Source organism: Chitinophaga sp. 10T418 (assembly GCF_056394125.1).
In genome coordinates, this window is sequence record NZ_JBFTHG010000018.1 from 22,498 (window position 1) to 48,139 (window position 25,642).

Annotated in this window: 13 protein-coding genes; 7 read left to right on the forward strand and 6 right to left on the reverse strand. The window is 45.7% G+C overall.

Features of this window, described 5'->3' with window-relative positions; genetic code table 11:
• The first annotated feature begins 19 nt into the window (after positions 1-19).
• From AC1DCV_RS32920 to AC1DCV_RS32930, 3 genes are read left to right on the forward strand one after another with little or no spacing between them, the layout of a single operon-like run.
• Complete coding sequence (locus AC1DCV_RS32920) at positions 20-1,789, forward strand: RagB/SusD family nutrient uptake outer membrane protein (protein ID WP_477027145.1); 1,770 nt, start codon at positions 20-22, stop codon at positions 1,787-1,789.
• A gap of 55 nt (positions 1,790-1,844) precedes the next feature.
• Positions 1,845-2,795: a DUF5627 domain-containing protein gene (locus tag AC1DCV_RS32925; protein WP_477027146.1), complete on the forward strand. Its 951-nt coding sequence runs from the start codon at positions 1,845-1,847 to the stop codon at positions 2,793-2,795.
• A gap of 29 nt (positions 2,796-2,824) precedes the next feature.
• Entirely contained in the window at positions 2,825-4,972 is a 2,148-nt protein-coding gene (locus AC1DCV_RS32930) for an endo-1,4-beta-xylanase (RefSeq protein WP_477027147.1), read from the forward strand.
• Between the two features lie 60 nt (positions 4,973-5,032).
• Here AC1DCV_RS32930 and AC1DCV_RS32935 read toward each other — a convergent pair whose 3' ends face one another.
• Positions 5,033-9,142 carry a hybrid sensor histidine kinase/response regulator transcription factor gene (locus AC1DCV_RS32935; protein ID WP_477027148.1) on the reverse strand — a complete coding sequence of 1,370 codons (4,110 nt, stop codon included), beginning with the start codon at positions 9,140-9,142 and terminating at the stop codon, positions 5,033-5,035.
• 227 nt (positions 9,143-9,369) lie between these two features.
• Here AC1DCV_RS32935 and AC1DCV_RS32940 point away from each other — a divergent pair, with 227 nt between their 5' ends.
• From AC1DCV_RS32940 to AC1DCV_RS32950, 3 genes are read left to right on the forward strand one after another with little or no spacing between them, the layout of a single operon-like run.
• Positions 9,370-11,334, forward strand: coding sequence for a family 43 glycosylhydrolase (locus AC1DCV_RS32940; protein WP_477027149.1), 1,965 nt, complete (start codon positions 9,370-9,372; stop codon positions 11,332-11,334).
• A 42-nt stretch (positions 11,335-11,376) separates the two neighbouring features.
• On the forward strand, positions 11,377-12,498 hold the full coding sequence (locus AC1DCV_RS32945; RefSeq protein WP_477027150.1) for a glycoside hydrolase family 43 protein: 1,122 nt from the start codon (positions 11,377-11,379) through the stop codon (positions 12,496-12,498).
• A 10-nt stretch (positions 12,499-12,508) separates the two neighbouring features.
• The gene (locus AC1DCV_RS32950; RefSeq protein WP_477027151.1) at positions 12,509-13,609 is read left to right on the forward strand and encodes an endo-1,4-beta-xylanase; all 1,101 of its coding nucleotides are present in this window, start codon (positions 12,509-12,511) and stop codon (positions 13,607-13,609) included.
• 620 nt (positions 13,610-14,229) lie between these two features.
• On the opposite strand, the gene AC1DCV_RS32955 is transcribed toward AC1DCV_RS32950, so the two are convergent.
• From AC1DCV_RS32955 to AC1DCV_RS32975, 5 genes are all read right to left on the reverse strand, one after another.
• On the reverse strand, positions 14,230-16,014 hold the full coding sequence (locus AC1DCV_RS32955) for a RagB/SusD family nutrient uptake outer membrane protein (RefSeq protein WP_477027152.1): 1,785 nt from the start codon (positions 16,012-16,014) through the stop codon (positions 14,230-14,232).
• Positions 16,015-16,039: 25 nt separating this feature from the next.
• Positions 16,040-19,450, reverse strand: coding sequence for a SusC/RagA family TonB-linked outer membrane protein (locus AC1DCV_RS32960; RefSeq protein WP_477027153.1), 3,411 nt, complete (start codon positions 19,448-19,450; stop codon positions 16,040-16,042).
• Between the two features lie 94 nt (positions 19,451-19,544).
• Positions 19,545-20,528 carry a FecR family protein gene (locus tag AC1DCV_RS32965; RefSeq protein WP_477027154.1) on the reverse strand — a complete coding sequence of 328 codons (984 nt, stop codon included), beginning with the start codon at positions 20,526-20,528 and terminating at the stop codon, positions 19,545-19,547.
• Positions 20,529-20,630: 102 nt separating this feature from the next.
• Positions 20,631-21,191 carry an RNA polymerase sigma-70 factor gene (locus AC1DCV_RS32970; RefSeq protein ID WP_477027155.1) on the reverse strand — a complete coding sequence of 187 codons (561 nt, stop codon included), beginning with the start codon at positions 21,189-21,191 and terminating at the stop codon, positions 20,631-20,633.
• A 348-nt stretch (positions 21,192-21,539) separates the two neighbouring features.
• Positions 21,540-22,430, reverse strand: coding sequence for an AraC family transcriptional regulator (locus AC1DCV_RS32975; RefSeq protein WP_477027156.1), 891 nt, complete (start codon positions 22,428-22,430; stop codon positions 21,540-21,542).
• Positions 22,431-22,561: 131 nt separating this feature from the next.
• Between AC1DCV_RS32975 and AC1DCV_RS32980 the strand changes: the two genes are divergently transcribed.
• Positions 22,562-25,627 (forward strand): SusC/RagA family TonB-linked outer membrane protein, encoded by a 3,066-nt coding sequence (locus tag AC1DCV_RS32980; protein ID WP_477027157.1) that lies wholly within the window; start codon positions 22,562-22,564, stop codon positions 25,625-25,627.
• The last annotated feature ends 15 nt before the right edge of the window (positions 25,628-25,642 follow it).

Sequence of the window (25,642 nt, forward strand, 5' to 3'; positions counted from 1 at the left end):
CTGATTAAGTTTCCATTTTATGAAAAGAAATATGATCCTTTTGCTGGCAATCGTTTTTTTGCTGGCTGGTTGCAAAGATTTGCTGGTACCGGAAATTGAAAATAACCGGGACCTTAATGGAACAAAATATCCACCTAATGATGCATCACTGCCTTTTGGCATATTGCTCAATGGTTACAATCGTATACCCACCAATTCATGGTCCTTTAATGATGTAGCTACCGATGATGCGGTGACGAATGATCAGAGTAATGGGTTCCTGAAAATGGCGAACGGACAATGGACCGCTAATAATAATCCGCTTAATCAGTGGAGCAATGCGTATGCGGCTATCCAATATCTAAACATCACGTTACGTGACGTGGATACGGTACAATGGGCCACAGACCCGGTGGTAAGCAAATTGTTTCGCATGCGGATCAAGGGGGAAGCATATGGCTTGCGCGCTCTTTTCTACTATCACCTGTTGCAGGCACATGCCGGTCCGTCTGAAGGTGGCGCTATACTGGGCGTGCCTGTTAACCTCGAAGTACAGGGGCCTACGGCTAATTTCAACAAGCCCAGGGCCACTTTTGAAGTGTGTATGAAGCAAATTTATAGTGATTTGACAAAGGCAGAAGAATTGCTGCCGCTGGATTACGAAAATATTGCAGGGGCGGCATTTATCCCGGAAAAGTATGGCACCATTACGAAGGAACAATATGACCGCGTTTTTGGTGCGGCGTTCCGTGGATTTCTTACCGGTCGCGTGGTGAAGGCAATCCGGTCCAAAGCGGCTTTACTGGCGGCCAGTCCTGCTTTCAGTACCGGCACCACCACTACCTGGGCAGAGGCCGCAGATTATGCTGGTGAAGTGATGGCATTGAAGGGAGGTATGAATGCATTGTCAGCCAACGGGCTTACCTGGTATGCCAATGCAGGTGAGATTGCCGGATTAGCTGATGGCGCCAATCCTTCTGAAATACTTTGGAGGAATAATTATGGCGACAATCGCGATTTGGAGCAAGCTAATTTTCCACCCAGTTTGTTTGGTAATGGCCGCATTAATCCAACACAAAACCTGGTAGATGCTTTTCCCATGGCGACCGGCATTCCCATTAGCAATGCAGGCAGTGGTTATGATGCGGCTAATCCGTACACCGGCAGAGACCCGCGACTGAGGATGTTTATTTTAGTGAATGGCGGCACCGCCGGCCCGAATAATACATTGATTAATACGGCAGCCGATGGACTTACCAATGATGCACTCAATAGCGTAGGTACTTCCACCAGGACCGGCTACTACCTCCGCAAATTGTTACGACAGGATGTAAACCTGAATCCTAACTCTGCGAATAATCAACGGCATTATAAACCACATATCCGGTATACAGAAATTTTTCTCAACTGCGCAGAAGCTGCCAATGAAGCCTGGGGGCCGCTGGGAGGCGGTAAGTATGGATTCTCCGCTTATGATATTATCAAAGCTATTCGTAAAAGAGCAGGCGTAGGCACTACAAATGGTGATCCTTATCTGGAAGAAGCGAAAGGAAGTAAAGAGCAGATGCGGGCGCTGATCCGAAATGAACGGAGAATTGAATTGTGCTTTGAAGGATTTCGCTTTTGGGATCTTCGCCGCTGGAAAGTAAATCTCAGCGAAACAGCTAAAGGAGTGAGTATCAAGAATAACACGCCCACTATTATTGACGTAGAAAGCCGGCAGTTCCAGCCGTTTATGACCTACGGACCCATTCCTTACGGAGAGATACTCAAGTTTGGCGCTTTAGAGCAGAACAAAGGCTGGCGTTAATAAAAATGCCCGACACGGAATAATTTTTATTTGACTTTTTTGAAAATAACAAAAGATGAAAAAATGCTTAATGCCTATCCTGCTGCTGTTGTTGGCAGCATGTAACAAAAGCGTAACATTTCCGGATTATGAGTACCAGACGGTATATTTCGCCTATCAATATCCTGTACGTACCATTACTTTCGGGGAAGATGTGTTCAGCACGGAATTGGATAATCAGCGCAAGTGTAAAATCATGGCCACAACCGGCGGTGTTTATTACAGCAAAAAGGATCTGAGTATCGGCATCTCTGTAGATAACTCTTTATTGGGAAGCGGTCTGTTGTTTGGCGCCGGCAAAGATGAGATTTTACCAATGCCCGCTAAGTATTATTCACTGGCGGCCAATAAGATCATTATTCCGAAAGGCAGCCTGGCGGGTGGGGTAGAGGTACAACTGACGGATGCATTTTTTGATGATCCGAAGGCCATCAAAAATACCTATGTCATCCCATTGCGTATCACCAATAAATCAGGGGCAGATTCCATTTTGAGTGGAAAGGATTTTATACTCTATGCAGTTAAATATGTAAATACCTGGCATGGCAACTATTTGCGTCGGGGAAAAGATGTGGTGACCGGAAGTGTAAATCAGACGATCCTGCGGCATCAACCCTATGTGGAACAGGATGAGGTAAATAAGCTGACGACAAGATCTGTGAAGGAACTGGAATTCCCGGTAGTATATAAAGACAAAGACGGTGTTAATATCAATGGCACATTGCTGCTCACTTTCGACAATAATGGTAAATGCACTGTTTCTGCTGCCACCGCAAATTTCACGGCAACAGGAACCGGGGCGTTTGTAAAAAGAGGTGAGAAGAACAGTTGGGGGAGCAAAGACCGGGATGCACTTTATCTCAATTACGAGGTGACGCTGCCTGGTATACAGGTAGCTACCTCAGATACACTGGTAATGCGGGATCGGACGGTGACGATGGAAACTTTTACACCGGTAGGTAAGTAATTATTCTGTACGATACTAAAGTAATTTATATGATTCGACTTCATAAAATAGCAGGCAGCTTGCTGGCGTTATTGGTCATCACTTCCTGCAATAAGTATAAAGGGCTCGACTTCAACGTAGATAAGCCGGAGAGTGTGGCGGTGCAGGAGGACATAGATGCTTACCCGGCGCTGAAAAGCTACATTAACCGCGTGGCACAGCCAGGGTTTAAACTGGGGGTGGCGCTTGGTTTACAGGAGTACCTGGATAAGGGCGTGAAGTACCGGTTAGCCAATAGAAATTTCGATGAAATTGTTTTAGGCTACGAAATGAAACATGGCGCCGTAGTGCAGGCCGATGGTAGTTTAGCATTAACGAAAGTGCAGTCATTATTGCAAACGGCTACCGCTGCAGGGATGCAGGTATATGGTCATGCCCTGATGTGGCATGCCAACCAAAATGCCGGCTATCTGAAGGGGTTACTTACACCGCTATCGGTTACCTCGCCTGCCTATGCCAATGACCTGAATCTGGCAGGATTGAAGGATAAGAGCTTCGCTAACTGGACCCAGGTGAGTGCAGGAGCAGGGATTTCAGTAACGGACGGTGATGGGATGGGAACCGGTAATAAAGCCGTTAAGTGGATGACAAATGGTGGGGCAACCAATCTGCAACTCATCAGCCCGGGAATCGCCGTCAACAAAACACATAAATATGAAGTGGTCATGTATATCCGGTCAGACGGAGACGGTGAAGGAAGGATTGCTTTTGAAGGGTTAAATAATAATACGCCTTTGATAGACTGGACAAAATCCGGAACAGCTACTGCCACCTTCTCCACGGGGATTTCGTGGAAAGAGATCCGCTTTACCATCAATGATTTTGCCGCGGATAATATTAAGCTGCATTTTGATTTGCAAAATAAAACGGGCGTCACTTATTATATCGACGTAAACAATTTATATGTATACGATACGCAAGGTGTGCCAGTGGTGAACAACCTGGTGGCTGATGGTGGTTTCGAATCAGGTAGCGGCTGGGGAGGCTGGGGAGGCAGCTCCACCCGTGGTGTGACGGCAGATGGTATGGGTACCGGGAATAAAGGCAAGGCTTTTTATGTAACCAATCCAACGAAGGCTGCCAATTATTGGGATGTGCAAACCAGCTATAGTTTTGCAGCCCCGCTGGAGAATGGCGCTACTTATGAATTGAGTTTTTGGGTAAAAGGAACGGCGCCGGGCGTGATTCGTCCGGAATTGCAAAGTGCCGACTATTCGTCTAATGGATATGGACAGGTGCAGGTGACCACAGAATGGAAATTTGTCACCATCGCTACCTCTGCCACCGCTGCAGACAGGACCCGGCTGGTTTTTAGCTACGGCGAATTTGCAGGCACCGTTTACATCGATGAGGTAGTGCTGAAAAACTCGAAGGCCACCGGCGGCACCACTACGGTCGTTGAAAAAACAGCCGCAGAGAAAAAGTACCTCCTCACCGCCGCATTGGATAAGTGGATAAGTGGCATGGTGGGTGCCGGGAAATCCGTTGTTAAAGCATGGGATGTGGTAAACGAACCGATGGATGATGGTAAACCTGATGGGTTAAAAACAGGTGCAGGCAGAACGAATATGGCAGCAGATGAGTTTTACTGGCAGGATTATCTGGGGAAAGATTATGCAGTCACCGCGTTTAAAATGGCCAGGCAATACGGTAACCCCGGAGATATCCATTTTATCAACGACTACAACCTGGAGTACAGTCTTGATAAATGCCGTGGCCTCATTGCCTACGTTAAGTACATAGAAAGCAAGGGCGGTAAAGTGGATGGAATAGGCACACAAATGCATATCGACATTAATAGCAACAAGGAGAAAATTGTGGAAATGTTTAAGCTGCTGGCCGCCACCGGGAAAATGATCAAAGTATCTGAACTGGATATGGGGGTGGGCGTAAAAACAACCGCCGCCACCGCTGAACATTATAAAGCCCAGGCCGATATGTATAAGTATGTTATTGATAAATATTTTGAACTCATTCCCGCTAAACAGCGCTATGGCATTACCATCTGGAGTCCACTCGATAGCCCGGTTAATTCCTCCTGGCGGGCAGATGAACCAGTAGGTCTTTGGACAACAGCGTATGTACGAAAGCTGGCGTATGCAGCAGTAGCAAAGGCGCTGGAGGCGAATGCAAAATAACTAAAAGGTTTAGTGATAGTAGGTGAAAGTCCCCGGATGTACCGTCCGGGGACTTTCGGGTTAAAGAACATCCTCCTTCCCCGCGTTCTCTTTTTTAACCTGCGCTATAAATTCAGAGGGTAACATACTGTATTTAAGCTTGAACGACTTGGCGAAATAGTTAGGGGTGGAGAACCCAACCTGGTAAGCAATTTCAGCAATCGTCAGGTCACTTTTTTTCATGAGCGCTGCCGCCTTTTCCAGTCTGTACGAGCGGATGTATTCCACCGGCGTCTGCCCTGTTAATTCCAGTAATTTATTATACAGGGAGCTTCGGCTCATCCCCACTTCTTTACTAAGGCTCTCCACAGAAAGTTGGGAGTCTGTCAGGTTTTCTTCCAGATGGTGAACGATTTTGGTCAATAATTTTTCTTCTGCGGACTCTTTCTTTATTTCCGGAGAAAGTAATTTTATCTGTTTGGTATAGGTATTTTTCAGTGTATCGTTAAGATGCAACAGGTTCCTGATCTTTGCGTGAAGGATTTCGAAATTAAAGGGCTTGGTGATATAGTCGTTGGCTCCCGTTTCCAATCCTGAGATCTGTTGTTCTTCATTAGTGAGCGCGGTGAGCAATATAACGGGTATGTGACTGGTTCTTTTGTCTGCCTTTAGTTTCTGCAGCAAACTGATGCCATCCATTTGTGGCATGGTAATATCGCTGACAATCAGCTGCGGATGTAGTGCAAGGGCTTTTTGCCAGCCTTCTTTCCCGTTAACAGCTTCTATTACTTTGTAACTATTGCGGAGGTTATCTTTCAGGTAGAATCTAAAATCTTCGTTGTCTTCCACCAGTAATATGGTGGACATTTCTGAAGCACTTTGTGTGCCGGCTACTTCGGGTAGTGCTGGTATTTCCCTTTTGGGTGGCGTTTCTTCCGGTTCGGAGCGCAACGCTGTTGGTGGGATTACTTTTAATGGAAGCCGGATAAAAAATGTGGTGCCGTGCCCGGATTCACTTTCGACTTCTATAGTCCCATTGTGCATTTTCACAAATTCCCTCGTAATGGATAGCCCGATACCTGTACCCTGGTTAAGTAAGACAGCAGCGGTGTTGGTTTGGAAGAAGTGTTCGAATACTTTCTCCTGTTTGTCTTTGGGGATACCAATGCCGGTGTCGCGTACCAGTATTAATATCCACTGTTCTCCGGCAGCAGCGTTTTTTTCCAGCAGTTGTAATTCAACAGTAATGGTGTCTTCTTCCAAAGTAAACTTAAATGCGTTCGATAATAAATTGAAAAGAATACGTTCCATTTTATCATGATCGAATAAAACATGTAAGGTTGTAGGACCGCTGCTAAAGATGAAGGGAATATTTTTCCGTTCTGCAAAGTCACGGAAAGAATCCGTTACTTCTTTGATAAAGGATACCAGGTCTCCTTCAGATAGCTGTAGCTTTAGTTCATGTTCTTCCATTTTCCTGAAGTCCAGCAACTGATTGACAAGGTTGAGCAGTCGCCTGGAGTTTCGTTTGATCATGTTCAGTTTGTCGAGCCGGTTCCCGGTTTTTTCTTCGGTAATGAGCTGTTCCACCGGTCCCATGATCAACGAAATGGGGGTTCGGAAATCATGACTGAGATTAGTAAGAAATTTAATTTTCAGCCGGTCTATTTCCTGCACACGCTTCACCTCTTGTCTTTCCTGCTCCAGCAGAAACTTTTTCCGTATCCTGGTGATCCCCACATACCGGCTATACAGCAACAGGAGGCCGATAGCAGACAGGTAAAACAGGTACGCATAAGTGGTTCGCCAGAAAGGTGGCCGCACATAGATTTTTATCCTGGTATCGGTGGTGCTCCATATCCCGTCGTTGTTGCCGGCCTTTACATGAAAGGTATATTCTCCCGGGTCGAGGTTCGTATAGGCGGCGGTGTTAGCTGTGCCGGTATAGTTCCAGTCTTTGTCGAACCCCTCTAGTTTATAAGCGTAGTAGTTTTTCCGTGGTATGGTATAATTAAGTGCTACAAAGCTGAGGACAAAATTTTGTTTATAGGCCAGGCTGATATGATCGGCTACAGAAATGTGATCTTTGATGGGGCCGTCTTCGTCGGGGATAATGGATTTATTGGATACTTTTAAGTCTGTCAGCAGTACCACCGGCACATTTTTGTTGACCGTTAAATTAGCTGGTGTAAAATAATTGAAGCCTTCCAGTCCGCCGAACATGACATCTCCATCCGTCAGTCTTATACCGGAGGCATGAACAAAATTATTGTTTTGAACGCCGTTATAATGGGTATAGTTCCGGAATTTTTTAGAGATGAAATCAAAACTGCTGATGCCCATATTGGTACTGAGCCAGATGGTACCGGCTTTGTCTTCCACAATCTGGTAGATGGTGGTATTTTGCAGGCCATCTTTTTCACAGAAATTAATGAACCGCTGCCGGGACTTGTCAAAAAGGCCCAGGCCTCCGCCGTAAGTACCTACCCACATACGGCCACCACTGTCGCGTAACAGCGCCTGTATTTTATCCGCCGGTAGCTGGCTGTTGCTTTGGGTGTAGATGTCCCATTGCCCGGTGGCGGGATGATATACACCCACTCCGCCTCCATGAGAACCCACCCAGATATTGCCTTCGGCATCTTCTTCAATGGCTCTGATGTATCCATTAAACGGAAGCGTTTTTTCGTTGGGCCCGGCGTGAGGACGGTATTGGGCAATGACCTGCTCATTTTTTAAGACGGTGAGTCCTTCTCCATTGGTGCCTATCCAGATATTGCCCTTGCTATCTTCTTTTATACAAAAAATATCATTGGAGTAGAGGTGGTCCGCGCCGGTACCTTTCGCCAGGTATTTGTAGCTGCCGGTAGCGTCATTTCTGATCAGCAAGCCAAGCGCATAGGTGCCGATGTAAAGTTTTTTATCCCTGGCATAGTGGAGCGTCATGATGGAAATTTTGTTGGGCTTCGCTGGGAGCGGGATATCGATGGGTCGGACTTTCTCCGTTTTGCGGTTGAATTCGAACAGTCCTCCGCCATCAGTTCCTACTAATACATTTCCTTCACTGTTTTCTGCAAAAGCACTGACGATGGATGATTGGTGGCCATTTTCATGGAAGATATCCCCTGGTTTGAAGTGGAAGAGATTCAGGTTTTTATCATATTTATTGATCCCACCACGAAAGGTGCCTAGCCAATAGACGCCCTGCTGGTCGATATAAACGCATTTAATAGATTCACTGGTAAGGCTATAGATGTTGTCGTCATCAGGAAGATAGTGGTCTGCCGTGTTGGCGTTGGTATTAAGAATGATCAATCCTTCTTCCGTGCCAATCCATAATTGGTGATCCTTGTCCGGCTCTATACAGTTAACCTGCTTATTATCCAGCAATGGCATGCCGGTTGCCGGATGATAAGGGATAATGCCGGCGCCATCCGGTTGCAGGGTATACAGCCCGGTTAGGGTACCCACCCAAATTTGCCCGTTGCTATCGCCGGTAATTGACTTGATTTCGTTATCCCGCTGACTGAATCCCGGTTTGTTGTTGGCGATATGCTTTACCTTACCCGTTGAAGAGGAATACCGGTACAGACCCTGTGAGGTGCCTACCCAGATTTGTTGCTGACGATCCACAAAAATGCAATTGGGTGTTCGCTTTGCAGGCATGTCGCCATTTCCCGTATCCAGGTTGATTTTGGAAATATGCCGGGTGCCGGGGTCCAGCATAAATAAATTTTCGAACTGCGCTATCCATACTCTCCCGGACGTATCGCTGGAAATGTCCATGATAACCGCATTCGAAGGTAGTTGAGGGGCGTTGGCGCCGAGGGGGAAGTGAATAAAAGTGTCTTTTTTGCGATCGTATAAACTAAGACCGCCGCCACTGGTGCCTATCCATAAGTTGCCGCTTTTGTCTTCATGTAACGTCAATACCTCATTGGCCCGCAGGCTGGAGCTATCCCCGGGACGGTGCCGGTATGCCGTAAAATTAGTACCATCAAACTTGTTTAAACCATCATCAGTAGCAAACCACATCAGGCTATAGCGGTCTTTCAGAATGGAATTCACCGCATTGGACACCAATCCGTCTTTGGCGGCAAGGGAAGTGAAATTGAGATGCCTGCTTTGCGCCCAACCTGATGGCGCCAGGTATAGCAGGAAGTATAATAACGTGTATTTATATTTAAACATAGTTAAGGATGGTTAAAGACAAGATGTTGGTTGATCTGTACAAACGTGGTATTTTCTGTAGCCGAATTTAAGTATTGTAATGTTATTCAAAATACTAAATAGAATGTTAACGAAGGAATTATTGTCTGTAAGACATTTGTGCTATCAATTTCAACAAATGAGCGATTCGGTGACTGGCGGCCCGGGTATTTTTGTTTCACAGTGAAGCTGKAATTTATAAGATTTTAATGATGTATAGAAAATCCACAAAAGGTTTAAAAGCATTCCTCGTTATAGCACTCCTGGTCCTTAGTTCACCACTCTATGCGCAACAGTCTGACAATGAAGATGGCACCTATACCAATCCCGTGATATGGGCGGATTTTCCGGATAATGATGTCATCCGGTTGGGAGATACCTATTATATGGTCGCCACCAGCATGTATTTTTTTCCCGGGGTACCCGTGCTAAAATCAACGGACCTGGTCAACTGGGAGTATGCTGCCAATGTTGTTCCTCAGTTTAAACAACATCCTTTCTATGATTTAAATGGGGGCAACAGGTATGGGAAAGGCCAATGGGCCAGTAGTATCCGTTACCACAATGGAAAATTCTATATCCTTTTTCTGACACTGGATGAAGGCGGTTTTCTATGTACTGCCACAAAGGCGGAAGGCCCCTGGGAAATACGGAAGCTGGTAAGACCTTACTACGACGCAGGGCTGTTTTTTGATGATGATGGCCGCATTTACATCGCCCACGGATATGGCAAAATATCCATGACTGAAGTAGATGCACAGCTTGCGCCCATCAGCAAAGACAGTGTTGTATTTGACAAAGTACAAAGACCCGGGCTGGAAGGGTCGCATGTTTACAAGATAAACGGATACTATTACATTTATGCAACCTATGGCGGTGGGGATGGTTACCAGGTTTGCCTCCGGTCAAAAAATATCTTTGGTCCCTACGAAGAAAAAACTGTGTTGAAGGATGATATGAATCTCCATGGCATGGGCGTTCACCAGGGAGCCCTGATTGAAACGCCGCAAGGTGAATGGTGGAGTGTTATTTTTCAGGACAGGAGAGGAGTAGGAAGAGTCCCCACCTTGCAGCCGGTGCAATGGGTAGATGGATGGCCAATAGTTGGGGAAAATGGGCGTGCAGTAGTTACCCACACTAAACCCGGGACCCGCGCAATTTCACCGGTGCGCGTGCTTCCTGCCAGCGATGAATTTAGTACTGATCAATTAGGCATGCAGTGGGCCTGGAACCACAATCCAAATGACAGCGCGTGGTCTTTAACCAGGCGGAAAGGGTACCTGCGGCTCACTACCGGCCGTATTGCAGCAGACCTCCTCCATGCGCCAAATTCGCTCACACAAAGAATATTCGGTCCTTTCTCAGACGGGACCACGGAGTTGGATGTAAGCAACATGAAAACCGGCGATATCGCCGGACTCGCCGTATTGCAGTTGCCCTATGCCTTCATCGGCGTAAAGGCGGCCACCCGCGGAAAGTTCATTGTAATGGAGCATGCCGGCCACACCATCGATAGCATAGCGTTGGGGAAAAGGAATATTGTCTACTTCAAAGCAGCTGTCAGTACCACTAAAGATCAGGCTCATTTCTATTATAGTTTTGATAATAAGACATTTATTCCGCTGGGAGACACGTTGAACATGCAATTTAACCTGAAGATGTTTACAGGTAACCGGTTTGCCCTGTTTAATTATGCCACTGTTCAAACAGGTGGTGCGGTCGACTTCAACTGGTTCAGGATGAATACCCGGCAGGGGCCTCCCAATCTCTTCAAAGCTTCCTCCTGCATTCCTGCAGAGAGGTATGACGAAATTTATCTGGCACGGGTGAAGACCAGTAATGATGGGAATAGTCCAAAAGAACAGGATGTTGCCAATTTAACCGATGGTGCATGGCTCAGATTTAACCAGGTAGATTTTGAAAGCGGATATAAACAGCTCTTGCTGCGGGTGGCTCCCGGAAAGGGGCGTATCGTAATATATGCTGACAAAGATTCACTGCACCCATATGCCACAGTAATTGTTCGGGCCCAACCGGATAAGAAGGCATATACAACGATTCGTATACCCGTTAAGCCACTTCAGGGAAAGCATCAACTGACATTTAAATTTGCAGGAGAGGCGGCATCGGCGTTAAGCTTGCACTGGTTCTCTTTTACGAATAGCCAGCAGTAACAATGAGCTGATATTTTTATAGTTAAACCAACACTTTCACAGATGAAAGCAGTAAATACATCAACGACCAGGTTGTCCGGGAAAATATTGTCTGAGTGCCTCCTGCCCGCATTGGCGGTGGCTTTTGTAGCCACTCTTGCCTGTCATCCGCCAAACGTGGAGCAAAAAACGGTAACAGCAGATACCGGCAAATATTTATCCCAACCCCTGGTGTCACACATCTATACCGCCGATCCGTCGGCACATCTCTTCAATGGGAAAATATATATTTATCCTTCCCATGATACGGCCACACAAACTAAGGAGAACGACAATGGCGATCACTTTCAGATGTCGGATTATCATGTCTTTTCCATGGATTCGATGAACGGACCGGTCACAGATCATGGCGTTGCTTTGCGGGTGCAGGATGTTCCCTGGGCTTCGCAACAACTATGGGCGCCGGATGCGGCGTTTTCACAGGGCACTTATTATTTGTATTTCCCCGCAAAGGATAAACAAGGGGTATTTAAAATCGGTGTAGCTACATCAACGCAGCCCGCTGGTCCGTTTGTGGCGGAGAAAGAGCCGATTGCAGGAAGTTACAGCATTGATCCTGCAGTATTCCGGGATGATGATGGTTCGTTTTATTTATACTTTGGAGGAATATGGGGAGGACAATTACAAAGCTGGAACAACAATCAATATGATACTGCGGCAAAACTGCGTCATAAAGACGAACTGGCTATCCTTCCCCGTGTGGCGAAACTTTCTCCGGGGATGAAAAGCCTGGCGCAGGCACCGGCTGAAATAAAAATAGTCGATAGCAGCGGGCATCTGTTCAAAGAAAAAGACAATGACAAACGTTTCTTTGAAGCAGCCTGGATGCATAAGTACAAAGGCAAATATTATTTCTCCTATTCAACGGGCGATACTCATAATATTGTTTACGCAATTGGCGATAATCCCTATGGGCCTTTTAAATACCAGGGTATTATCCTGAAACCTGTTGATGGATGGACAAATCATCATTCTATTGTTCAAATTGGCGATAAGTGGTATCTGTTTTATCACGATACGCAGTTGTCAGGTAAAACACATTTGAGAAATGTGAAGGTGATGGAGATGAAATACAATAGTGATGGCAGTATTCAACCTTTGAGTGCTTTTTCCGGAATCAATTAATGAATACTTTATGAAAAATATCCGATACGGTATTATTGCTTTGATCATCGCTTTGGTGAACTTTTGTTGCGCAGCCTATGTTCCCAAATCCGGTGTTGTTGCCGCAACAGCGGGACTAAAGGATTATTACAAAGATTATTTTCCTATAGGCGTGGCCGTTTCTGCGCGTGCACTGCGAACAGATGAAGCTGGGTTGCTGCTGGGGCAGTTTAACAGTCTCACGCCTGAAAACGCCATGAAAATGGGCGTTATCCATCCGGATGAACAACAGTATAACTGGAGAGATGCCGATTCCATCGCGGCTTTTGCCCGTAGAAATGGAATGAAGCTAAGGGGTCATACCCTGGTATGGCATAACCAGACGCCAAAATGGATTTTTAAAGATGCCAATGATCAGCAGGTAACAAAGGAGGTATTGTTGCAGCGATTGAGGGAACATATTACTACTGTTGTAAAAAGATATAAAGGGATGGTTTATGCCTGGGATGTAGCCAATGAAGTGATCAGTGACCGAAAGGGTGAATTTTACAGGAACTCTTTATGGTACCAGATCTGCGGCGAGGAGTATATTGAAAAGGCGTTTCAGTGGGCGCATGAAGCCGATCCGGCCGCGTTGTTGTTTTACAATGATTATAATGAGATCAATCCTGAAAAACGGAAAAAGATTATCCAGCTGCTGAATGGACTGATCAACAAAGGTATACCGGTTCATGGTGTTGGTTTGCAGGCGCACTGGGCAATAAATGAACCTTCAAAAACGCAGTTGGAAAAAACGATTGCCGATTTTGCAGCAACGGGCTTAAAATTACAGATCACCGAATTTGATATCTCGGTTTATCCAAAAGAGCATGAGATGAGAGCAAGACAACCGGAAGACAGCCTCGTTGCTTTTACCACTGCAAAGGAGCAGCAGCAGCTCGAACAATTCCGCTTATGCTTTGAGGTTTTCCGGCAGTACCGTCATGCTTTGACAGGTGTAACATTCTGGAATATTTCTGACAGGTATAGCTGGCTGGATAATTTCCCGGTGCGGGGGAGAAAGGATTATCCCCTGTTGTTCGACAAAGAGCTGCAACCCAAAAAGGCGTTTTGGGCGGTTGTTAAATTTTAGGAATGGGTTGTCAAAGAGAGGATATTTGAAAATTGATTTTACAAACCCCGTGCTGATATCAAAACGCAATGTGACAGGATTTAAGCTTAAAACACCCGGGCCTGACATTATTTGTTGGCCCCGGTGTTTTGTTTATGTGTCGTTTCGGAATAGCCGGGGACCAGCAGCCGTTTCCGATTCACCCGAAGGACCGTTTCGTCTCACTAAAGGATCTGATACTTTTATAAAACCCTATTCAACCAATACTTTACTGACGTTCCGGCCACCCAATGCACCGGTTGGAATAGATGCGGAAGTTTTTACAGACATGATGTTTTTTTTATGAGTACGGCAACAAATCCTGCGGGGTCGTGGACACCGCCTCACCAGGTATGGAAGGTGTCTGGATGATTGTTGTTCTTTCTGTGATAACGATGGACAACTATATTTCGTTGCTACCAACTTCGGAAATGATCCGGAGAATAACAAGAAATATAATATACACCTTTTCAGTCGATGGTTCCCGTTGAACAATCATTCTTCCTTCTCCAGTAGTTAACAGGGTTTTATAAAAATTGAAAAAATAATGCAAAAAAAAGTTGCAGGACATCCTGCAACTTTTTTAAGACGGATATTATCACTCAGTATCCGGGGTTTTGCACAATCTTCGGATTCCTGTCTATCACATCCTGTGGTACCGGATTGAGATACATTTTCGGGGTGAACACATGCGGATGGTTTAGCGGTACAATTTCGTATTTCCATACTCCTGCGTTGTTATCGGGCATTGTATTGGTGATCTTCATCGCATGCCTGTCCACATTCATCACGGTGCTGGCGGTTTTCCAGCGGATGATATCATAAAAGCGTTTGTTCTCAAAGCAGAGTTCCACCCGTCTTTCATGATAAATAGCGTTGCGCATCTCTGCCTGGGATAATCCGGGTGCGAGATCGGGGATACCGGCTCTTTTACGGATCTGGTTAATAGCGTTATATACGGTGCCATCGGGTCCTACTGCTTCATTTTGCGCTTCTGCATATCCCAGTAGTACTTCCGCGTAGCGGTAATAAATAAAGTTGGCGCCGCTTACTGCGCCACCACCCGGCCGTACCAGTGGGTTGAGCCGCTTTTTAAAATAATAGGCAGTATTGCTTACATCATCGGTACCAAAATCAATCTGGTTTTTGGATGGATGTACTTTATCGATGCGGGTGTATATGACGTCGGCTTTATCCATCCAGGTCATTTTATATGGGGCGCCGTCATATACGATCCAGTCGTAGAAGCGTCTCTCGCKGCCTACATAAGGGTGCTGCGGATCATAGCCGGAAGTGGGATCGGTGATAGGTTTGCCATTGGCCATATTAAACTGGTCTACCAGTTCCTGGGTGGGGTTGTAATTGCCCCAGGTATAATAAGCGCCATTGATCCACACCGGGCCGCCATATTGTTCAAAGGAAGATCCCATCGTGTTGGCTACCACCTGCCGGTCCCACACCACTTCTGAATGGTATTCATTGGCTTCATACCAGATGGCGGAAGGATCGGGAAACAGTTCGTATACTTTGCCGTTGCCATAAAGATCAATGAACTGTTTGAAAGTAGCGGCGGCCTTTACCCAGCGTTGGGCGTCGTAGTTATTGTAACCGGCTATTTTGTGCGGGTCGTTGCCGGCAGCGGGTTGTGCGGCGTTGAAGGCGGGGCTGGCGGCATATAGTTCTGTCCATCCTTTTAAGGCTAATGCAGCGCCCAGGGTAGCACGACCGGCATCAGCATCGCCTTTATTGTATTTAGCCGGCAGGTAACCATCTTTGGCGATGGAATCCAGTTGCGTGGTGATGAAGTCTGCTGTTTCCGCAAAGGTATTCCTGGGCATATAGATGGCCGCGCTGTCCATTGTGCGCCTGTCTGCAGGGATGGTGATAATAGGCAGTCCACCGATGTGCATCCACAACTCGCTGTAAAAAAAGGCGCGGATAAACCGGGCCTCATCGAGCCGTTTGTTCAGCCACTCCGGCGAAAAGTTAGCTGCGTTCTTACGCACTTCTGTAATGAAGGTGTTGCATTTGCGGATATTGGTGAAGGTAGCTGTCCAGTTGGTGAGATCCCCGGAACCGGTGATACCGCCCCAAACGGTATAGTCGTTGGAAGACGGTTCCACAATGCCTTGTTTCCAGTTATAGGAAGTGTAATAAAAACCTGCATCGTTGTCGTCGGTGAAGTTATCCAGGTTTTCCGGCTGGTTCCAGTAATTGGGTAATGCGCTGTAGATATCGTTGAGGAAAAGATCGGCATTCCCTTCTGTACTCCACTGGGTTACATCAGTGAGTTTTGCCTTATTGGTATTTTCCAGGAACTCCTTTTTGCACGACAGGATACTGAACAACAGTATAGCGGCGGATAACAGATGTATGAATCGGGTCATAATTTTTTTGTTTAACAGGATGAATCTAAAAAGTGATATTTAGTCCAAACACAAATACCTTCTGATTAGGATAGGCTGTTTCCAGGTCGGTGTAGCCTACTTCCGGGTCCATGAATTTCATTTTGCTGATGGTGAGCAGGTTTTGCCCGGAGAAATAAGCACGGACGCTCTGCATCTTCATCGCTTTGGAAATATTGGCCGGAAGCGTGTATCCCAGCACGGCAGTTTTTAGACGGAGATAACCTGTTTTCATCATCCAGAAATCGGAATTCTGGGTGTTATTGGCGTAGGGCGACTGGTTCGCACGGGGGTACCTGGCATTGGGTGTGTTGGGTGTCCAGTGGTTGTCATAGTATTCGTAGGCAGAATTACTATTGTTGTTGTTAAAAGGTACCGTTTGAAAACCGCGGATGTTCAAACCGGCCAGTGCTGATCCCTGGAAAAACAGGCTGAGGTCAAATCCTTTCCAGGAGGCGCCGGGTGTGAAGCCATACGTGATGAAAGGATACACGGGGTTACCGATCACTGTTTCATCATAGGAGTCTATTTTGCCATCGGGTTTACCATTAGGGCCGCCTATATCAGCATAGCGGATATCACCGGGATGCAGCACGCCGAACTGGGTAACGTTGTATCCATCTTCGGTGTTGATGATACCATCTTTGTTTTTATCATCTTCCAGTGAAAACAATCCCAGTGCATGATAGCCGAACTGTGTGCCGGTGGGCCGGCCTGTTCTGCTTCGATTAGGGTTATCGCGTGTGGCAGGAGTTTCAAATACCTGGATCATTTTATTTTTGGCGTAGCTGAAATTGCCATTCAGGTGTAGTTGTAAGCCATTGGAGAAACGGTAGTTGGTACCGGCAGAAATGTCAATACCCCGGTTTTCCATGATGCCCTGGTTTTCATCGGAGAGGTTCAAACCATATTCTACCGGCACTGTTACGGCCGGAGGCAGTAGCATACCTGTTCTTCTTTCATGAAAATAATCTACTTCCAGCGTGAGCAAACCTTTCCATAAAGTGGCGTCTATCCCTATATCTGTTTTGGTGGATATTTCCCAGGTGATATTGGGGTTGGCTTCGCGGGTGATGTTGGAACCCTGTACCATATTGCCGTTGCCATAAGCATAGGCGTTGCCGTATAGGTTATAGCCGTTCAGGTACTGGAATGCCGACCCTGCCAGGTTACCGGATTTCCCCCAGGATCCTCTTAGTTTAAGATAGTYCAGCGCGGAGGGATGATCTTTCATAAAGTTTTCTTCGGAGATAATCCATCCTGCGGAGAAGGCGGGGAAATAGCCCCAGCGTTTGCCTGGAGCAAAGTAATAGTGACCATCGTACCGGCCGGCCGCTTCAAAAAGATATTTATGATCATAGATGTAGCCTATACGGTATACAAATCCAAGTTGACTGCCGGTAACGGTGGAGCCATTGTTGTCAAAATCATTTTTGTTGGAGCTGCCCATACCCAGCTCGTCGATATTTACCGCAAAATTATTGCGGCGGGCAGAGAAGCCGGTGGAGTCATTCTTGCGGGCTTCTGCTACCAGTAGTCCGGTGAAGTCGTGTTTACCAAAGGTGTTATGATAGTTGAGAAATCCCTGGTAGGTATAGTACTGGTTTTTGGAATACTCCTGGTTTAGCCAGGTGTATGGCGCAGCGTTTCCTTCCGAAGTGGATATCTGTTTCGTATAGGAGTAAGGGGTAGTGGATGTATTCTGTGAATAAAAATAAAATGGCGTATGCCATCCTTTAACGGTAAAGTCATTCGGGTCGTAGCTGAAGGTTCCTTTAATGCTGAGTCCTTTAATGAAAGGCAGTTGTTGTTCCACGGCAAGGGTGGTAAGCAGGGACGTGGCATTACGGTGGGAGTAGCCTGCTTTCAGGATACCTACCGGCGTGTTGCCTGCAAACTCACCCCAGAGGCCATTACTGTAATACATGTTGGTAATAGGAATCAGTTTGTATGCGCTGCGGAACAGCTGGCCCGGTGTGGTAGCCGCATCCACGCTGTTGGTTTTTTCGATGGCGCCAATGAGCGACAGCGATACCGTAGTGGTGGGTGTGGCGCTTATCTGCATGTTTACGTTGTAATCGTAGCGTTTGTAATTTACCGGGTCAAACATACCATCCTGCTGGAGGTAACCAAGACCTGCATAGTATCGCACTACCTGGTTGCCGCCACTGAGCTGCAGGTTATAGTTTTGAATGGGTGCATGCATACGTACCAGGTCTTTGGTATTGCTGATGGGATATTTGTCGGGATCTTTGGCGTTCAGGTCTGCATACGTATTGATGAGATCATTGGAAAAAGGTTGTTGTGTGCCCCCCGGATTTTCATTCATATAGGCTTCATTGCGCAGGCGCATATAGTCCTGTGCGTTCAGCATTTTAGGGTAATAGGTGGGTGTTTGCCAACCGTAGTAGGTGTTAAGTGACAGCGAAGGAATACCTGTTTGTCCGCGTTTGGTGGTGATGAGGATGACGCCATTGGCGCCTCCTAATCCATAGGGAGCTACTGCAGCGGCATCTTTCAATACAGTAACCGAGGCGATGGTACTGGGAGCAATTTCGTTGATATTATTACGGATAATACCATCCACTACTATCAGCGGTGAGTTGTTACCGGTAGTGGCAATTCCCCTGATATGTATATCAGGATTATCTCTACCGGGTTGACCGCCATTCGGGCGCATGCTGATCCCGGAAACATTTCCTGCCAGTGAATTAGATATGTTGGTAACCGGTGATTTTGCCAGCTCCTTTCCCTGTACACTTGCTACAGCAGCAGTAGAGGAAGTTTTCTTCTGCGTACCGTAACCAACCACTACTACTTCATTTAAGCCGCTGGCGCTTTCTTTCAGGATAATATTGATAGGAGCTATGGTGCTGATTATTTCGGTTTGTTCATAGCCCACATAACTGAATACCAGTGTAACGCCGGTAGTGGCCTGCAGTTCAAAATGCCCATTTTCATTGGTCATAGTGCCAATATTGGTACCTTTTATTTTTACGGATACACCAATGAGCGGATCACCATGTTCATTTTTTACAATACCGCTTATTTTAGCGGCGCTTACCTGTCCGGATGCAATTACGATAGCATTGTTATCCATTATAGCGTAGCGAAGTGTAGTACCAGTAAATGTTTGGGTCAACACTTGTTCTACGGTGGCATTTTCTGCATGAATGGATACCGGAGGTTTTTCCGGCAGGATGTCATCGTTGTAGATAAGCCTGTAGCGGCTTTTCTGCTGAATGGTTTTTAGTACAGTTTTAATGCTGACTTTTTCCAGGGAGATGCTGATCTTTTCCTGGGTGGCAGACGTGGCGTATACAGGTATGACGCCATTGAACAGCAAAGCCAGGATGAGTGTACCTGGCAGTCCGCCATGCAGACTTTTACGAAAAGCCCATAGGAACATTATTTTCATAACATGGAATGTAAGAGGGTGAAGGAAAGTAAAATGAGTGGATGTGTAATGTCTTTATGTCATAACATTTATTTTTGAGATGAAGAATGCGGGATCAGTTACTGATGCGGACTTCTTTCCCGTTGATCTGAAAATTAAAGGGACGTGATAGCTGTAGCATTTTCAAGGCCTCGTCTATTGATTCTGTATCAATGATACCGGAAAACCGCAGTTGCTGCAGGCCGGCAGATTCGAAATGAAAGGTGACACCGTACCACTGGCTCATTTTAGCTGCCAGTTGGCCAAAAGTATCATTGTCAAATGCCAGCTTATTATTCAGCCAGGATATTTCAAAGAGTTGACCGCTGCTGTCCTTTTCCAGGTGCTTTTGCTGAAAAGCAGTTGCCTGGCGGGTTATGGGCACCGTTAGTTTTTCTTCAGGCCGGAGTACCACGGTTTTCTCCAGGAATGACACGGCAATTTTCCCGCGGACCAGTGTAGTGAATATGGCGCTGTCGCCCGCATAGGCTTTCACGTTAAAAGCAGTGCCGAGCACAAGGATCTTTATTTTTCCTGCATGGATAACAAAAGGAATGCCTTCACTCTTTGCGATATCAAAAAAGGCTTCACCGGTGAGCGTAATTTCGCGGTGTTGCTTACCAAAGCTGTTCTTTTCGTAATGGAGTTGTGTATTGCGATTGAGCCATACTATAGAGCCATCGGGAAGTACTACCCTGGATTTACCCCCGATACTGGAGCTGAGTTGTTGCAATACCGGGGCGGGGTGTGTAGTTTGCCATCCGACCCATGCTGCAGCCAATAGGGCCGCGGCAGCAGCAGTTGCCAGCAGCCTGCGCACTACAGGACGATAGAGGCCCGGGTTAAGCCGCGGACTCAGGGAGGCCCATACGCGGTCTTTATTGTTGTGAGCGGCGGCTATTTCCTGTATAGGTGTCTGCCAGATGGAGGCGGCAAGTTCCGGGGAAGCAGCTGCCTCCGGATCATCTTTCAACAGTGATTCCAGTTCAAACAGCTCTGCGGATGAGATTTCGCCGCTGAACTGTTTTCCGAGTAATATCCATATACGGTCGTTGCTCATAGTATTATTGAAAATGGTTGAATAAATGGCACTCCGGGGTATAAGACAACCCGAAGAAGGTAATACCCCCAAAAGGGCAGGGATTTTTTTTTTGAGGGAAGATTATTGATTGCCATGCGGCGGAGTGACCAGCAATGCTTTCATTTTGGTTAGTTTCTTTAGGGCGATACCTACCTGGTTTTCCACCGTTTTTATGGAGATATCCAGCAGAGCGGCTACCTCCCGGTATTTGAGTCCATCTTCTTTCACAAGTTTAAAGATGAGGCGGCACTGCGGCGGTAGCTCGCTGATAGCCATGTTAATATGCCGCATCATTTCATTGCTGATGAGCTGCGCCTCGGGGTTTACTTCATATTCCGGTAAATATGCTTCATCGAGATGCAACGTTTTTTTATGCGCGTATTTACGGAGATAGTTAAGTGCAATGTTGCGGGTGGCGGAATAGAGATACCATTTCAGGTTGCTTACCTGGGGGAGATTTTTCTTTTTTTTCCATACGGCGATAAACACATCTGCTACTATTTCTTCCGCCATTTCCCTGTTATGAACGATGGCAAGGGCTAACTGCAGTAATGGAGCATAGAAATAATCGTATAATTCTTTAAATGCCTGTGTGTCACCACCGTATATTCTTTTTTGCAATTCGGGAATATCGTCGTGCATGAAAGTAAAAATACCCAAATTATGCAAAAACGCAAATGGATAAATATTAAGTGTCTTATAGACAAAGATGTTATTGAATAAGGTGTGATGGAGGGAAAACAATTATTGTGCAAATGATCAACGTTGTGCATGATGGAGAAGCGTATTGGTGATTTTCTGACCATTGACAAAATAACCAGCGGACAAAAACAGCGTAGTTACAGTCATCTTGGATAAACTCACTCTTGGACTGACCGGGATAGATTCCTTTATGCTGAATGCACAACACCAATTCAAATTATAAGTACTTCAGTACATCGTACACCAGCCTGAATTATGCAAAGAATTGCTATTTAACTATAAAATATCCTACTCAAGCATATTGTGCTTTTTCATTCCCAATACCTCTTTCCTGTATTCATTAGGTGTTTTTCTCGTTATAAGTTTGAAGAATTTGAAGAAATTGACAGGTGTATTATACCCACATTCATAACAGATATTATCAACTGTTGCTGCTTCATTTTGTAGCAGTTTACACGCATGCCCTATTCGTAATTCATTTAAAAATCGACTCAATGTTTTTTGGGTTTTTGATTTAAAATAGCGGCAAAAGGCGTTAGGCGTCAGATTACAGATTTCTGCTACTTCTTCCAGCATGATATCTCTCTGAAAGTTGTTTAATAGAAATTGATATACCTCAGTAAAGCGATTGAGGTCAAATTCGGTTTTAGAACTTTTATAGCTAACGCTGGCCAGGTAATCATATTCTTTTGAATGATTTAAAGTGTGAACTATAGACAGAAAGTGGGAAAGGCGCTCAAACTCAATAGAATGTTCCAGTGCTGCCATATGCTCCAGGATTATTTTCCTGGTATTTCCTTTAATTCGTAGGCCGCGTTGGGCTTTAGTCAGTAGTTTTTTAGATGCAGCCGAAATAGTAGCATCGTCAGAGATGTTCAAAATGAACTGTGACGAAAAATAAAGCGTCAGCGCCTTGGTCTGTAATTTCGTTTGGTTGTAATAAACTTTATCGCATTGCCATAAGTGTGGAAGCCCTGTTCCATGGAGAATAAGCTCTCCATCAGAAAAATTGCCAATATAATCCCCGATAATCATCTTCCCATAACCCTGCTGTACCCAAACCAGTTCACACACCTGGTGAAAATGAAAGGGATGATCAAAATGAGGTTTATGAATTTTTTTGACCCATATATCTTTTCTTTCTACGATGGGTGCATCTATGATAAGTTCTGCTTTCATATAGCCTGTATCACATATAATACAAGGTATTTAAAAGTTTTTATACAAGAATGATAAAAGTTAAAAGATGGTAAAAAAGTTTAGTCTTTGGCATTTTGTGGTAAGAGGAAATCGCCTTTTAAAGGGGACATTTGAGAAAACCAAAATTATCGTTTATGCTGCAGCTAAAGAAGTCCGTCTTTACCTATATCTTCCTGATTTTGGGCCTGGGAGCAACAGCACAGAATCACGTAATAAAAGGAATTGTGCTGGATAGTGCCACAAATGCTCCCTTGTCCGCCGTAACGGTGTTAGAGAAAGGGCAGAAAATATCCACTTCCACAAATGAAAAAGGAGAGTTTACAATAAGCATCAACCATGAGTTTCCGACAGGTATTCAATTTAGCTTTATTGGGTATAATAGTAAAATCGTAACCGTTACGGGAAGTCAGTTGTCCAATGTTTTACTTTCGCCGGCGGTAACCAGTTTGGATGAAGTAGTAACAGTAGGTTACGGCACGCAGAAAAAAATAAACCTGACGGGGTCAGTCGGAAGTGTATCGGGAGCTGTGATGACCCGGCGTCCCGCGCCTAATTCGGCTACCTTATTGCAAGGCCTGGTGACCGGTTTACAGGTAACGCAGTCCACGGGACAGCCTGGCCGCGATGGAGTGTCTATATTGATCCGTGGCCGCGGTTCTTTCGGTGCATCTTCAGCTCCGCTTATACTGGTTGATGGAGTGCCGGGATCTATCTCTTATCTATCCCCCGATGACATTGAGAATGTAACGGTATTAAAAGATGCTGCGTCCGCAGCTATTTATGGCGCCCGTGCTGCCAATGGTGTGATACTGGTTACTACCAGGAAAGGAAAGAAGGGACCTTCCATATTTGAATATAAGCTGGATGTAAACCGACAGGTGGCTACCAGGTTGCCGGATTTTATCTACAACTCGGCGGAATACATGCAGATGTGGAATGATGCACGGAAAAGAAGAGGTGCTGCACCCGTTTATACACAAGCTCAGATAGACGCATATAAAAACGCAACTGATCAATTGGAATACCCCAATTTCAATTGGGTCGATGCATTCTTTAAACCGGCTACAGCAACCAGTCATCACTTAGGTATGTCTGGTGGAAATGAAAAAACCACCTATAATGTATCAATGAGCTACCTGAACCAGGATGGCATCATTGCTTCCCATTCTCTGAAGCGCTATAATGCGTTATTGAATCTGACTTCACAGGTAAATAAATTTATTACCATGGGAACCAATGTGAATATGACCTATCGTAATATTAGTGAACCATGGCAAACAAACGACGCACTGGTGTTGGTTATTTATCACGGCAGTCCTACCTATGGCCCATATCTTCCTGATGGCAGCGGCCGACCGGCATCCAGGGCATATTCCAATGAACCAATAGGACAGCGAAACCCTGCAGTGGTTTTAAACGATGGGGGACAGTATACAAAGCAATATGGCATCAATGCCCAGGCTTACATAGACGTAAATCTTTATAAAGGACTAACCTGGCAGATAAAAGGGGCTGCCAATTATAACGACGAAACCTACAAGAGCCACCAATACCAGGTACCTGCCTATATTTATCATAAGGCAGCCAATGCAACGGATTATACCTATGATAACGATGGTTATCCTACCAGTTTAGGCGTAACGGATTCCTATTCCAAGAATATTACCCAAACCTTATTTTCCACTTTAACCTATGATACCCGGATCGGGGTAGGACATAACCTGAAAGGAATGCTGGGTTATGAGCAGCAATCCTACGTTACTCAGGGCCTAAACGGAAGGAGAATTCAGTTTCCCGTGAACAACCTGATGGAGTTGGATGCAGGTGCGGCAGACGGGCAATCCACAGGAGGGAACTCTTCTGAATGGGGACTTCAGTCTTTATTTGGTAGGGTAAACTACGACTACAAGGGTAAATATATGTTGGAAGCTAATGCACGATATGACGGCACCTCACGCGTAGCAGCCGATCACCGCTGGGGATTTTTTCCCGCTGTATCCGCAGGCTGGAGAATTTCCGAGGAGCATTTTTTGCGTAATAATGTATCGTGGATTGACAACGCAAAGTTGCGCGCATCAATTGGGACATTAGGCAACCAGGAAATTGGCCTGTATCCTTACCAGGATATTCTCAGTCTGACAGGATATCCCTTCGGCGCCACCGTAGACCAGGGAGTGTTGTTGACAAGACTCACCGATAAAAATCTTCGTTGGGAAACCACGAAAGTTACAGATATAGGAATGGACTTTGACATTTATAAGGACCTGTTAGGTGTTACGGTTGACTGGTTCAATAAAAAAACAACGGGCATCCTTACTACCCAGCCGGTCCCCGGCAGCCTGGGTTTGTCCGGTCCGGTAACCAATGATGGTGAATTAGAAAACAAAGGATGGGAAGTAGAGCTGAGGCACCGGAACAGGATAGGTGACTTTACTTATGGTGCATCTGCACTGTTTTCGACTTATAGGAATAAGTTGCTTAAAATACGTACCCCAACTAAAGGAGTGAATGAAGTTGGACTCCCTTATGGCTCTTACTATATGTATGAATGGGATGGCATTTTTCAAAGCCAGGAGGAAATAGACAAATCACCTAAACAGGTATTTTTTCCTCCAAAGCCGGGAGATCTTAAAATTAAAGATCAGAATGGAGATGGAGTAGTAAATGCTGATGATCGTATTACCGTAAAAGGTGCCTATCCTGAATTTATGTATTCCTTCAGATTGGATGTGGGCTGGAAAGGATTTAATCTTTCTGCTTTCTTTCAGGGAGTACAGGGGCGTAAATTGAATGTAACAGGTTGGGGAGTAGATCCATTTATACAGGGTACTCCTCCAACAACAAAGTTCAGAGATGCCTGGACGCCTGAAAATCACAGTACCACGGTGCCAGCCATCTACGAATCAGGATATGGTGGCGTAAGCGCCTATGCCTCTACCTACTATTTACAGAATGCCTCCTACCTGCGATTGAAAAACCTGTATTTGTCTTATGCTTTCTCCAAACAGGTACTCGACAGGATCAGGTTAAAAGGCTTAATGCTTTATATATCGGGAGACAACCTGCTCACATTTACAAAGTATGAAGGAGCGGATCCGGAACGTACGGATGGGGGCCGGTTTGCACAATATCCGCAGCTCAGGATCATGAACGCCGGGTTAGATGTGAAATTCTAAATTGTAAAAAAGAAA